The sequence below is a fragment of the uncultured Anaerococcus sp. genome (genome assembly GCF_963512375.1).
Lineage (GTDB): Bacteria > Bacillota > Clostridia > Tissierellales > Peptoniphilaceae > Anaerococcus.
On sequence record NZ_CAUPMI010000024.1, the window covers coordinates 16,181 to 31,983 of the forward strand.

A 15,803-nucleotide genomic window follows, 5' to 3' on the forward strand; every position below is an offset into this window, starting at 1 on the left:
TAATATACTTAAAAACTTGAGAAATAGGCTTCCTTTTATAGAGCTTTTGATATATAATATAATCATAAGAATCACCTAACAAATTAATAGAGTAAATTCTTATAGGACAAGAATTGGAGGATGCCTATGAAAAGAATTAGAAAGTGTACGGCATTTTTGATAGCCACTATTATGATGGCATCAAATATAGCCCCAGCTTTTGCGAGTATGCCTAGCTTAGATTCTCCACCAAGTGAGATTATCAATAGCAAGATGCCAGTCAAAGTAGCAAAACTGGATAAGGGCAAGAAAGCAGAGGATTTAATTAAAAACCCAGCCCAACCAGATATCTATACCTTGCGTACAGACTATAAGGTCCAGAGGGGCGAAAAGTATGAAATAAACTACCAACCTTACATAGCAAGTGTAGGAGAGGCGGCAAGTGATGCTGAAAAAGAAAAGGTTAATAAGACCATAACTTTACCAGACCTTGCTGGTTATGACAAATCTCAGCTAGAAGATGACTATAAAATCAACTATGACATTGTCAAGGATGCAGCAGAAAATGGTCTAACAAGTGGCGATGCCATAATAGGCCTAAGACACGAAGCAAACCAAGATTATCGCTACAAGGCCAAGAAAAATGAAATCAAAATCAAACACGTTTTCCAAGACCTAGAAGACTTTAGCAAGTACACCAATCCCGACGGTACGGTGGGAGAAGAAGGACAACTTATAACAACTCAAAGTGGTAACACCGGATCTACTATGGAAGTAAGTCCTTTGAATGAAAATGATCCTCTAAGAAAGGGATTTGAGCCTGAAAGAGACTCAATTACCATGCAAGTTCCAGAAAATTCTGAGAACTTCATCCTGGAATACCGCTACAACCGTGCCCATTACGATGTGATTTTTGATACAGCAGGTGGCACACCACTTCCAGCTCGTACCCTTTACTATGGACAAGTAATGCCTAAAATTGCTGATGAAGCTATTCCTACAAAAGTAGGCGGTGAATTCCAAGGCTGGAAACCATCTGTTGATTTAAAAACAAAGGATGGGAAAACTTTTAAGGCAAATGAAATAATTAAAGTTGGAACCGGCGAAGCTATCGAAAAGCTTGATAATGACTTGATTATGCCTGCAAGCAATCTTACTTTCACAGCAGTTTGGAAGGACAAGGAAAAGGCAGACTACGCAGTCCAATTCTGGGCAGAAAAGGCAGACCATGCAGATGGTGCATCTCTTTTAGAAAAATACGACTATATGGGCACTCGTGTCTATAAGGACAAAGACACAGGCTCAAGACCAAATCTAGATGCAGAACCAGTAAATGGTTTAAAATTCCCTGACCTAGACCAAGCCCGTCTAAATAAGATATGGGCTAATGCAAGATTTAATCGTAGTAGAGATCTTTATCTAAATAAGTTCTATGTTTACAATAAAGATTTAACGGCCGATCAAAACAAGGACCCCAAGAATGTAAAACTAGTCAAATCTGTAGATGCAACAGGTAAGACTGTCTACAATATCTACTACGACAGACAAGTCTACGACTTATACTTTACTAAGTCCAATGCACAACCTGAAGAAAACACCTTCTACCCTGAAATATGGGGATATGATGAAGCTAAAGGCGAGGCAGTAATGAAGGGTGGTCCAGGTAATCTATACCACTACAAGGCTAGATTTAATGAGATGATGTATAAGTGGCCAAACGATGCCAAGCAAACCAAGGGCTTTACACCTGGCTACCAATCTTTCGGCTGGGGCCCAAACTATGGTACACCTAATTGGCCACTCCACCTTGACACTCCACCATACAGGCTAAATGCAGATGAGTTTCTAGATATGTCAAATTACATCAGCTGGGGTGGTTATACCAAGCAGATAGACAAGGGTGATGGAACAAGCATAAATTTAAACTGGTTCGACTTCACAACTCTATCCTTTGGTATAAAACAGGATAAGCCATCTATCCCTCACCATATGGACTTTTGGATGGACGGCTTTAAGGATGGCGAAACCATCATCCGTTATGACCTGGTTAGGACCAAGGCAGATACGAATGCCCCAGACTATGGCCACAGATACCCTAAAGTAACAGGCTTTACTCCTTATGGATATAATCCTAGAGCTGCATGGCCAGCTATACATGAGGGTAGTGAGGAAAACGGTCGTGTTAATGAAGCTGAAATTAATGACCTAAACGACGAACGTGATGAAATAACTCCTAATAATTGTGGGACATACTATAACAACCAAGGAACAAAACTTCCTATCGGCCAGCTAGACTTTATCCCAGTTTTCTTTAGCGATGCCGACGAATATGGCGACCCAAAGGAAGGTGGTCAAGCATTTAAAGAAAATGGCTACCTCCGTTTCAAATATACTCGTAACAAGTATCCACTAAGGTTTAACTACGACCCATCAAAGATTAAGGACGATAGTGAGTTTAATAGCACAAACCAATTAGATACTTTTTATGAATTCCCACTAAAGGTTTTAAGTCCGGAATTAGTTTCTAATAAAACACCTAGGGAAGAAAGGGAATATTTCAAAGAAGACCCAAAAAACTTTTTAGATAATCCAGAAAACTTACAAAAATTAGGCCTTACAGACTTAGTTTTCACTGACCCAAAAGATAATAAGCTAAAGGTCAAAAGACCAGAAGGTCTTTCAGATCAAATGGTATTTAAGGGTTGGGCCCTAGACCCAGCCGGCACTAAGCTTGTTTGGGAAAATCCAAAAGAAACCATGCCTTTCCACCCACTTAATCTTTACGCAAAATGGGGTGAGCCAGACTATAAATGGAAGGTAACATTCGACCCAGATGGTGGAAAGCTTAAGACAATTAGGGAAGAAAACCTCACTCAAAAACGCAAGACCATTCAAGAAGGTGACATAGGCCAAGAAGAAGTAAACACATATCCTAAAAAAGAAAAAAATGATGGCGACAAGCAAGTCTTCGCAGTTATCCAAAGACAAAAACTTGTAAAACCAGACTTCAAGCCAGAGAAAAAAGGCTACGACTTCATGGGCTGGGAAGTAATCCATTATAAGAAAGATGCCACAACAGGTGACTATACAGACGAAATCGATGACTCATATCGTAAAACTTATAAGGTTCCAGAATTATACTCTTTCGGAAACGACGTGGTTGCTCCAGTATATCTTAAGGCAATTTGGGTACCAAACCAAAGAGTAGATGTTAAAGTCGAACACTATATGCTTGACAAGAACTATAAATTAGTCAAAAAACTTGAAGATAAGCTTGAAGATAAACGTGCAGGCTACCTAGTGGCCACAACAGGAGATAGGCAGAATGATGAATATATCCTAGCTCCTCATTCAGAACTTGAAGAAAAGTTAGAAGGTGAACTAAAGACAGATTACGAGGAATATAATAAGCGAGTTGGCTTAAACAACACCTTCTTCCAAACCTTTAGGGTAGAACCAGAGAAGAAATTAAATACAGAAACAAATCAGATTGAAGATAACCCTGATGTCAAAAACAACGTCTTTAAATTCTTCTATAGACCATTTAGAAAACGTGAATACAAGGTCAATTATATAGATGAAAGATTTAAGGGCCAAGCAAATGAAAAAGATGGAGCAATTGTAAGACAAGAAGACGTAGAGAATGGTAACCGTCATTACGATGCTATAAACTATAGACCAATCCAAGGTTGGGTCTTAACAAGCAAGCCTCAACAACAACTCTTCTTCGACCTAAATGAAGAAACAAATGAGTTCTTAGGCATAAATGGTACAGGTAAAAAAGAAATCACTTTTTATTATAAAGACGTAAGAGTAATCGAAGTTCCAAACAAAGACGACCCAGTTCCAGATGGTTATGTAAGAGTAACTTACAAGGCAGACAAGGGCGGAGCATTTACAGATAAAGATGGAAATTCAAAGACAGAATTATACTATGATGTAATCAAGGGCCTTAAATCAGACCTACTTCCGGTTCCAGAAGAATTGGGTACAAAGGCTGACGGAACACCTAATGATAAGGTTGAAGGCAAGTATTACATCACTCCAGAAACTGGAAAGAAATTTACTAAGTGGGATAATAGAAAGTTATTAAATGACAATACCGAGATTAATACTGACTATGAATTCACAGCCTACTTCGAATGGTCAGGCCTATCTACAACAGGTCTTGTAAGAACAGAAGCCTTTAAAGATCCTGAAAACAATTGGACCAATGACTTTGCTCCAACTATTGATCAATTAAAAGCACAATTAGTTTGGAGAGAAAAAGACCAAGTAAAAGATCTTCCAGCAGGAACAGAAATAAAATTATATGACGAAGCTGGAACTGAATTAACAAGTGATGACCAAGTCTATAATCTAGTAAACGAAAAGAAAGCTGCCGACAAAGACCAACTTGTCCGCATAGTAAATGTCAAGGCAAAAGTCACCTTCAAAGATGGCAAAGAGCCTCAAGAACTTGATATACCAATAACAGTTTACAAAAATGTCTACGAAGCACTTAACAAGAAAGGCGACAAACCACTATTCTTAACAGAAGCTGAAGGAAAAGATGCTAAAGATGGTGGATTGAAAGATGTAACTGGAAACTATGTAAAAGTTACAGTTCAACCTACAGAAAAGAATACGAATAAAGATGTTAAGGTTTACTATGTAAATCCTAAAGCTTGGGTTAATATTCCTGAAGTTGAGTGGTCAGAAGCTGACAAGGATAAATATGACTTCTTAAAGTGGACAGCAGACAAAAAAGAACAAAACGAAAATAAAGAAGAAAATGGAATATTTGACTTTAGTAAACGTCATAAGTTCACTGATAAAGAAACACTTATCAAGCCACTATTCACTAATGATGTAGTTGAACAAAAAGAAGGCGAAGACAAGCCAAAAGTTCCAAATAACTTTGTAAAAGTTATAGTTAAGACAACAGACAAAGCCACAACTGAATCGACACAAACCTTCTGGGTTAATCCTACTAAGGAAGTGGCCATATCAGTTGCAGAACCAACAGGAAAAACTGACCAAGAGGTAGATATTCCAAATCTTGGCAAGAAGAAAGTTAACTATATCTTTAAAGAATGGCAAAAGGTAAAAGCTGGAGAAGCTGATAACAAATTAAAGGATCTAACCCCAGCAAAAATCAATTTAGCTAGCCATAAATACACTGACAAGGTAACTGTAATTGAAGCAGCTTACAAGAAATCAATCCAACCAGGAAAGATAGAAGAGCCACTAAAGACTAAAAAATTAGATACACCACAAGGTAAAGAAATAACAAATGATGATTTAATTAAACAAATTACACCACAAGAAGGCAAAGAAATTGAATCAATAGAAGTTATTTCAAAACCAGACCCATCTAACCCAGGCAAAACTGAAGCAAAGGTGATAGTTAAATACAAAGACGGTACTACCCAAGGAACAGATGACAATCCAGTTGTAATCCCAGTAGAAGTCCACAAAAACATAATCCCAGAAGCACCAGGCGGCGAGAGACCAAAAGATGCTATGGAAAATTATGTCAAAGTAATCTTCACAGCTGGTGATGGCGGAAACCTATCTGGCAACCTAGTCTACTATGTAAGCCCAGAAGTAGAAGTTGACATGACAGACTCCGCTGGCAAAATTACAAAGAAACCAAGCATTGGATACTTTGTAAATGGTGAAAATTGGACTAACAAAGATAATAAAACTTTGAAAGGCACATTTACAGATCCAGAAACAGAATTTATCTTTAACTTCGATAAGTATGAAAACATCATCGAAAAAACAGGTGATCCAAATCAAGTTATACCAAAAGATTATGTGAAAGTAACCTTCAAGGCGGAAAAAGAAGGAAGCAAAGGAAAGCTTATAAATAAAGAAGGAAATCAGGTAGTTCAAAAAATCTTCTATGTAAATCCAAAAGCTGGAATAAAATTAGTAGAATTAGCTGATGGGCAAACAGCAGGTGAAAAACAACTTGCAGTTCCAAAAACACAACCAGCAGAACATTACGAAGATGATAAATGGTACGAAGATATCGACACAACAAATCCAATCACAAGCGAAAGAATCCATGTAGCTAAGTTTAAACTAGCTAAGGTGACCCTAACCTATGATGCTGGAGAAGGAAAAGGAACAGTTCCAGATAGTGTGACTGTAGATTATGGCACAAGCGTAAGCCTAGCAAACCCAGAAAAATTATATAAAGACAATTCAAGCTTTGCAGGCTGGAAGCTAGATGGAGAAGATAAAATCTACTATCCAGGCGACCAAGTGACACTAGAAAAGACGAGAACAGCCACAGCTCAGTGGACTACAAATGGCCACACCGTAACATTTGACACCAAGGGAGGAACTGACGTTCCAAGTCAAACAGTTATTCATGGCGGAAAACTTACAACTGTTACACCACCAACACAAGATAAAAAAGTCTTTATGGGTTGGAAAGAAAAAGGCAAAGAAAATGAAGCACCTTACTTTGACTTGACTTCATCTATAACAGCAGACAAGACTCTAATCGCAATCTGGCAAGAACCTGTTCAAAAGATTGGCGAAAATGATGAGGTCGAAGACCAATTCATCAAAGTCACATTCTTAAAGGGTAACCACGGCACACTTTATGACAACCAAAATCCTGAGTTTGATAAAATAACCTACAAGGTTGCAAAAGATTATACATTTGAAGAAGCTTTACAAAATGGCATGGTGGTCCCAGGTATTAAAGCAAACAAATACTACAAAATCAAAGCAGATGAAAATGGCCAACTAATCAATGGTGGTTGGGATAATGAAGAAAAACTAAACGGTCAAAATATAGTATTCACAGCCCAATACGAGCCAATAGCTGATGTAATCCCAGTGGACCCAGCAGTCACACCTGATGATAGACTTCAAGATGATAAACCTGAGGGAATGGTGCTAGTAGAATTTAAAGTTCCAGAAGATAAAGCCTTCATGACTGGCGATAGCAAATTCTATGTAAAAGCAAATACAGAAGTAGAAATTGACACACCAGTTGTCCACAAATTAACCTTAGCAGATGATATGGTTAATGACTATGAGTTCAAATCATGGGATTTAACAACAGGTAACAATGATAAGTGGACATTTGAAGATGGAAAATGGAAATTTGAGGAAGATACAATAATTGGCGAAAAAGAAAAGGACAAGCCTGATATTAAAATAAAAAAATTAAAACTAAATGCAAATAATATAATTATTGATGTTTTGACAGAGGGGGCTACGGGTTATCTTGAAATAACTGGTGACGGAATAATAGGAAATAAAACAATTGAATCTACTAAAAGAGGAAGGAGATATTTCTTCAATATAAATAAAGAAATAGGTAGAGGATTAAAAAGAGGTGACAAAATCAAGATTTATGCAATTAAAGATGGTATTAAGTCTGAAGAAAGAGAGTATGAAGTAAGGTGATAGAAGAATGAGAAAAAAACTAACATCTTTGCTCATAGCTATAATTATGTTATTGCAAGTTTTTATCACGCCACAAAATGTACTTGCAGAGGGAGATAAAACTCTCCCTCAAGGCGGGTATGTAAAAGTAGGCGAGATAAACGCAAAAAGCTATGATGCAAAAATAATGAATGAATTAAATAGGATAGCTGCCAGGAACAGAACATCAAGTTCAAGAGGACCAGGAGTTAGATTATTTAGTAAAGGACCATACTTTGGCGATAACAACAAGCCAAAAGATGCAGATAAACCAAAATATTTTGGAAAAGTGACTGCAAATTTAGACCTAAAAGGTCTTGATGGAAATGCATTTCAGTGGAATGAAATATTTGGAGTAGATGAAAGTGGAAAGCCAAAACCTGCCCAAATAATCTTTAGGCAAATGGATGACGAATCAAGTGTAGATACTGGTTTATATTATATGTTACAGATTACAAAAGAAGGTAAATACACTTGGTCTGATGGAGAAGGCAAACCTACAAAATTGCCTTTATTTTCCAAAAGCTTAAAACCTTACAGATATGAAGTAAGGATTGATGAAAGAGTCTCAGATAAGGTCGAGCTTTTAACTGAGGTAAGTTTTGGTACCGAAGGATCTAGCCCAACATTTTTACCAGAAAACGCAGACGGTGAGATAATTGCAAATATAACACTAGGACTCACTTACCAACAAATCGCATCAACAAAGTTTAAGTCTGAATGGCATACAGGTGTGGCTGAAGCAAAAAGACCGGGCATGAAAGCTAACTTTGCCTTTGATGATGGAGGAGATGACGTATCTCCGGTTAGTGTAGAATTACCAAAGAACGATAAAGATACTAAAATTATAAGAGATTGGTTAAATGATTTTGATCCTGACCTTGTAATGTCATATTATCTAGAAAAAACACCAGATGTCAAAATAGATGAGAGCACAGATGGTTTAAAATTTGAAGAAAATGATGGAGTTAAAACTGTCAAGTCAGGCGACCATAAATTTAAATACGACTTCACCTACGATGTCATCAACGGTGGTAAGCTCACTATGACAGAGATTATTCCAATAACCTTTGATGCCAATGGTGGAAAGTTTGCTAATTTTACAGCTCCTGATACAGAAAAACAAATTGTAAAAGAAGTTGACTATGATGGCTCTTTAACTGACAAGGCTGAAACTCCTACAAAGCCAGGTAAGGCTTTTAAGGGCTGGGCTACAGATAAAGAAGGAAAGATTCCTGCAACTGATAGCGACTATAAAAACCTTAAATCTGCAAAGACTTTTTATGCAATTTGGTCTGACGAAGACATCCAAGTTGAAGAACTTAAAACTACTGAGTCACAAATAACATTTCGAAGAAATGGAAAACAAATTATTACCAATGACTTTGTTCCTACATTTGAGGACCTAAAGGCTCAAGTTAAGGTCAAAGATTCCAATGGAGATTTTGTAGCTCTACCTAAGGACGTAACATTTACTATAGTAGATGATAAGGGCACTGAATATGATAAAGATAGCGATGACATAAAGAAATTTATATATGACAAGGTCAAAGAAAACAATAAGGATGAAGTCTCAAGGACTGAAACAGTAAAGGCAAAGGTCAAATACTCTGACGGTACTGAAAGAGAGATAGAAATACCTATTACGGTCTTGAAAAATATCTATAAGGGATCTGACGAAGGTAATAAGTATCCACATATACCTGATGACTATGTAAAGGTAACCATTGATCCGACAGATAAGGCTCAAGACCCAGCAAAGACCTACTACTATGTAAATCCAAAAGCCAAAGTTGAAATTCCAGGAAAAAAAGATCCAGTGGGAACTGGTGACAATAAGTTTTCTAAGTGGACCATAAAGGCAGATGATGATACTGTTGAGTCTGACTATACATTTGGAAAGAGACAAATCTACAATAAGGACCACACAATCACTGCCCAATATGGAAATGGAATAATTAAAATTATCTATGTTGACGAAAATGACAAGGAAATCGACGCGAAGTATCAGATTGCTGGAAAAGATTATCCTTCAGAAAAATCTGGTGGCCTTGGTAGGGATGCTGATCAGCTTCAATTTCCTAGCGAAGGCCCTAAATTTAAGGGATATGTCTTTAATACTAGAGATTCAATAAAGGGTAAACACTATAAAGACCCAGCAGATCCTGACAAACTAGATACAGTTACTTACAAATACAATAAGAAAGTAACAACAAAAGATCCGAATAATGATAATGCTTACTTTAAAGTTGTATTTGATGCCAATGGCGGTAAATTTGGAACCGATACGCAAAAAACTCTTTGGGTGTATATGTTTACAGACGACAACCCAGTAACTTTTGAAGAAGCCAGGGCAGAGATAGAAGGCGAATACGGCCTTCCAACTAAAGACAAGGCTGAATTTAAAGAATGGCAAGACAAGGAAGCAGATGGATCAAAAATTGCTGATAGTTATGTAATTAAAACCCCAGCTTGGGATTGGACAACATACCCTGATACAGGCTATACACCTGAGACTTTCTATGCCCACTATGAACAAGCCAGCGCTCTTGTTAAATATCTGGACCTAGATGGCAAACCAATTAATGATGTTTATAAGCTTGACGATCAAGAGTATCCAACAGAAAAAGCTGGCAAAGCTGGCGAAGATATTGCTAAAGATGTATTTACAGAAGAAACTGCCCCTAAGTTTACAGGCTATAAGTTTAACAGGATAGAATTAAATCCTGCAAATGGAAAGTATGCCCTAGACAAAAAGGCAACTATCAAGATTTACTACGAAAAAGTTCCAGATGTAATTCCTGCAAATCCTGATGGAAGCAACCCTGATTCAGTACCAGCTGATTATGTAAGGGTAGAGTTTGTACCAACAGAAAAAGGAAGTATGGATGGAGATAAAGTTTTCTTTGTAAATCCTAAAAAAGAAGTCACTATACCAGTAACTAACCCAAAAGCTAAGGCGACCTATACATTTAAAGAATGGAAGATAGGAGCAAACGCTGAGGGAGAAACTTATTCTCCAAAAACTGCAAGGAAATTTACCCAAGATACATTTATCACAGCAACCTATGGAGAAACAGAAAATATTATTCCTTACGACCCAAGCGACCCAGATCCAATGCCAAGACCAGAAGGCTATGTAAGAGTGACCTTTGCAGCTGATTCTGGCTTAAAACTAACAGAACAAAAAGCCTACTATGTAAAGAAAAATGCAGGTATAACTCTTGGAAATCCTGAACTTGCTAAACCAAAATACGAAGTACAAACAGGTTTCAAGTTTAAAGAGTGGGATAAAGCTGATGATACTGTTATAAATTCAGATATATTAGTAACAGCAAATTCAACAAAGCTTGACAATGTAATTCCAGAAACAGATGATGATGGTAATCCTAATGAAAAACCAGATGGATACAAAGTAGTTACTTTTGTTGTAAAAGATGAAGACAAAGATAAGGGTTCAATAAAAGGCGTTGCTAAATTCTATGTAAACCCAACAGAGTATGTCATAATCAACCCACCAGCAACAGAAGCCAATACAGGCTATGAATTTGGAGCATGGGATAAGGATGCTACAAAACCAACAGTTTATAAAGAAGACACAACAATTACAGGATCCTTTAATGGTTTGAGTGATGTCATTCCAAAAACAAAAGATGACGATTCAGAAAAACCAAAAGGCTATGTGACAGTTAATTTTGTAATCGACCCAGCAGAAGGTGGAAAGATTACAGAAGGTGAGAGGACTACCTACTTTGTAAATCCAAATAAGGATGTTACAATCAACCCACCAAGCACCCAAGCAGAAACAGGCTACGTCTTTGAAAAATGGGATCAAGATACAAGTACAGCTAAGAAGTATACCAAAGACACCATAGTTAAAGGAAACTTCAAAATGCTTGATGATATCATCCCAGGAACAAATGATAAGGGAGAAAATAATCCAAAACCGGAAGGCTATGTAACCTTAACCTTTGATAAGGGAGAACATGGAACATTAGATGGAAAAACTGTTTACTATGTAAATCCAAAAGCTGGTAAAACTGTAGGAGATATCAAGAAGCCAAGTGTAACAGCAGATACTGGTCATAAGTTTAAAGGTTGGGATACAAAAGATACCACACCTATAGAATCAGATATTACAGTTACGGCTCTATATAGTGGATTTGAGGATGTAATTCCAAAGACAAAAAAAGATGATTCTGAAAAACCAGATGGTTATATCACAGTTAAATTCTCTACAGAAAAAGATGGCAAGATAAAAGGCACAGACAAAACTGAAAAGATAGTCTTTGTAAATCCAAATAAGGCAGTTGTACTCAAAGGATATGATCCAGAAGTCACACCAAATACAGGATTTGACTTTGCTGGTTGGGATACACAGATTGAAAAGAAAATCCAATATTCTGAAGGAGATGTGATTAAAGCTCTTTATAATGATAAGGATGATGTAATCCCACAAGAAGATCCGGATGGTAAGGATAAGCCAGCAGGTTATCTAACAGTAAGCTTTGATAAGGGTGAGCATGGAAAAGAAATGACAGGTAAAACTGTTTACTATGTAAAACCAAACAAAGAAGTAACAATCCCAGCTCCAACAGTTATACCAAAAACTGGATGGAAACAAAAAGACGGCACAGATGCTTGGGATCAGCTATTAACCCAAACATTTAGCAAAGATACAACAATTACAGCCCAATATGATCCACTTGAAAATATAATCCCAGGAGACCAAACAAAACCTGATGGATATGTGACAGTGGAGTTTAAGGCTGAAAATGGAAGTCTAGCAGGTCCTACAAAATACTTTGTAAAACCAGGTGTAGAGGTTAATCTAACAGATAAGGCCGATGCCCTTACAAAGAAACCAGACCTTGGTTATTCAGAATCAGGTATTTGGGATAAACCTCTAGCAAGTAAGACTTATACAGAAGATGAAACTTACACATTCATTTTTGAAAAATTAGAGGATATAATTCCAGCAACCGATGAAACTGTAAAACCAAATGGATATGTAACAGTAAAATTTGTTACAAATATTAATGGTAACCTAGAAGGAAACACAATCTACTATGTAAATCCAAACGCTGGAATAAAAATGAAGGACATCAAAGCTCCAAACATTGTTCCAAACCAAGGATGGGAATTAAAAACACCAAATTGGAATCCTGTTTATGATGCTGAAACACCAATAACAGATGATAAGGTCTACGCTGCAAATTACGAAAAATTGTGCGTGGCAGAAATCAAGTATATCTCACAAAATAAAGAGATGGGTACAGTGACCAATCCTTCTGAAGAAATAGGAACAGGAGACTTAGTTGGATCAACAGCAAATCCTAATCCAGGCTATGAATTTGTTGAATGGGTTGATACTGATGGTAAACAAGTCAGCACGGACAAAAAATTTGTTCCTGAAAAAAGAATATCAGCCGTATATATAGCAGTATTTAAGGAAAAGGGAACTGTAAGTGAAGAAGTCAATAAAATTTGGGAAGATGATGTAAATCCTACACCAACAATGAACTTCACCCTTTATAGACAAGCAAAAGGTGGTTCTGAAGAAGTAGTTCCAGATGCTGAAGTAATAGAAATTACAAAGGCAAAAACAAGGGCTTCTTGGACAAATCTTCCAAAAGAAGATAAACAGGGCAAGGAATACACCTATTCTGTAAAAGAAGAATTTAAGGATGAAGATGTCAAAAATGACAACTGGATCCTTGGTAAAGTGGAAACTGATGCAAAGGGTAATAAGACAATTACCAACAAGCTAAAGACAATTCCAGGTGAAAATGATACTCCAGATGAAAACAAACACAGAATGGCTAAGCTTACAATTACTAAGAAGATAGCAAGCAATCCTATTAAGAAAGTTATAAATTTCTTTAGGTCAGCAGTAGAGCCATTAGAATTTAACTTTAAAATCACAGATCCTTATGGAAAAGAAGAAAACTTCACCTTAAAGGCAGGCGAGACTAAAGAATTTAACAATCTCTTATACGGCGACTACACAATAGAAGAAACTGACGCCAAAGGCCTTACTCCATTTGTAAAAGTAGGAGATGCTAAAGAGACTAAGTCAAGCACAGCGAAAGTTACCCTAACAAAAGATGTTAAAACAGGCAAGGTAGAATTTACTAATAAAAACGAAATTCCTTCAAATCCAAACCTAACAGACATCAAGGCAACAAAGATTTGGTCAGGCGGTCCAAGCACAGACCACAAAGAAGTTGACCTTAAGCTTTATAGGCAAGTTGACGGAAATGAAGAAAAAGTGAAGGAAAAAGCTCAAGTAAGCCGTGATGCAAATAATCCTTCTAAATTCTACTATGAATGGAAAAACATTTCTAAGATCAACGATAAGGGTAAGGAATATAGCTTTAGAGTAGAAGAAGCAAATGTTACTGATAACAAAGTCAAAGTTGGAGAAAACACTTATAAAGTAAGCCAAGAAGGCAACACTATCACAAACACCTACCAAGTTCCACAAACTGAAGAATTAAAGGGTCAAAAGATTTGGGAGGTTCCTGAAGGCACTCAAACTCCAACAATTAAATTAGAACTTTGGAGAAAGATAGCTGATGGTAAGGAAGAAAGAGTTACTCCCGCTAAGGAATTAGACCAAAACGACCAAGTAAACTTTGGTAAGCAAGCTGCTACAGATGAGGCAGGAAATAAATATAGCTACTTTGTAAAAGAGGTAGATGAAAATGGAAATCCATTTAATGATTCATCCTACACATCAAAGGTAGATCGCCTAACTGTTACAAATACCAAAGTAGCAGAAGTAGCAAAAGATGGAAAATTGACCATCACTAAAAAGCTTGAAAATGAGCCAAAGAGGATTAGCACATTCTCAACAAGGTCAGCTAATTCAATCAAATTTAAGTTTGAAGTAACAGGTCCAGATAATTATAAAGAAGAATTTGACCTTGGAGCTAATGAATCTAAGTCATTTGGAGACTTGACCCATGGTAAATATTTCATAAAAGAAATAGAGACCCAAGGCTATACACCATACTTCTCACTTGGAAATGAAGAAAAACAAGCAACAGAGTTTGAAGTAGAAATTTCTAGCTCAGAAGAAACAAAAGTAACTGTAACTAATAAGAATGTCGTAAATAAAAATGACCTAACAGTTAGAGCTACAAAGATTTGGAAAGATGGTCCAACATCTGACCACAAAGAAGTCAAAGTTCAGCTTCTAAGGAAAATTGCTAATGAAGGTGAATTTGAAGATGTTACAAAAGACTATAAGCTTGAAACATTAAACAATGGAACTTCAGATACAATAACATATTTCTGGAAAAACCTACCAAAACACGATGAAGATGGTAATTTATATACCTATAGTGTTAAAGAGTTAGGTGTAGGTAAAGATAAGATTTATAAGGTTGGAGATAATTCCTATAAGTCAGTAATAACAGTGGATGAGGAAAATACTGATAATAATACTATTGCCTTTGATATTACAAATACCTTCATTAAACCAGAAGATAAGGAAGATAAAAAGCTTATAATTGCAACAAAGAAATGGGAAGGCGTTCCTGATGGAACTACAAAACCAGAAGTTTACTTCCAACTATATAGAAAGATAGAAGGATCTACCATTGAAGAATCAGTTGGCAAACCAGAAGAACTTGTCAATGATGAGGTAAACTTTGGTAAACTAGATAAAAAAGATGCAGATGGTAAAGAATATACCTACTTTGTAAAAGAACTAAATGCAGATGGAACAGCCTTTGATGATGCAAATTACACATCAGAAGTAAATGGCCTAACAGTTACAAACACCTACAAGGCTCAAGAACCAGAAAAAGATAAGTTCATAGATGTGACAGCCTTCAAGAAGTGGGAGAAGGTACCAGCAGACGTTGAAAAACCTCAAGTATACTTCCAACTTAAGAGAAAAATCTCTGGTGGAGCTTCTGAAGAGGTCGGTGAGCCTAAACTTGTTAGTGGAGCCCCTGATGTAAATGGCTTAATCAAAGTAGAATTTGGTAAGAAAAAGGCAAAAGATGAGAATGGAAAAGAATATATATACTTTGTAAATGAAGTGGACAAAGACGGAAACTTATTTAAGCACGAAAACTACCAAGTAATATATAGTGATGATTACAAGACAGTAACCAACACTTACAAATCTAAAACACCAGGTGTAACTCCAGACCCAGGCAAAGATCCTGATCCAGGCAAAGACCCTGACCCAGGCAAAGACCCTGACCCAGGCAAAGATCCTGATCCAGGCAAAGACCCTGACCCAGGTAAAGACCCAGAGCCAGGCAAAGATCCAGAACCAAAACCAAATCCAGAACCAAAACCTGAGCCAAGTCCAGAACCAAATCCAGGTGAGACTCCAGAACCAAATCCAGAGCCAAATCCAGGTGAGACTC

At 36.9% G+C, this 15,803-nt stretch carries 2 protein-coding genes; both read left to right on the forward strand.

Features of this window, described 5'->3' with window-relative positions:
* Nucleotides 1-126: 126 nt before the first annotated feature.
* Nucleotides 127-7,395, forward strand: a complete 7,269-nt coding sequence (locus RRB46_RS09195) for an InlB B-repeat-containing protein (protein WP_311538299.1) — start codon at nt 127-129, stop codon at nt 7,393-7,395.
* Nucleotides 7,396-7,402: 7 nt separating this feature from the next.
* Nucleotides 7,403-15,803: Cna B-type domain-containing protein (locus tag RRB46_RS09200; protein WP_311538300.1), on the forward strand; the 8,401-nt coding region annotated here is incomplete at its 3' end.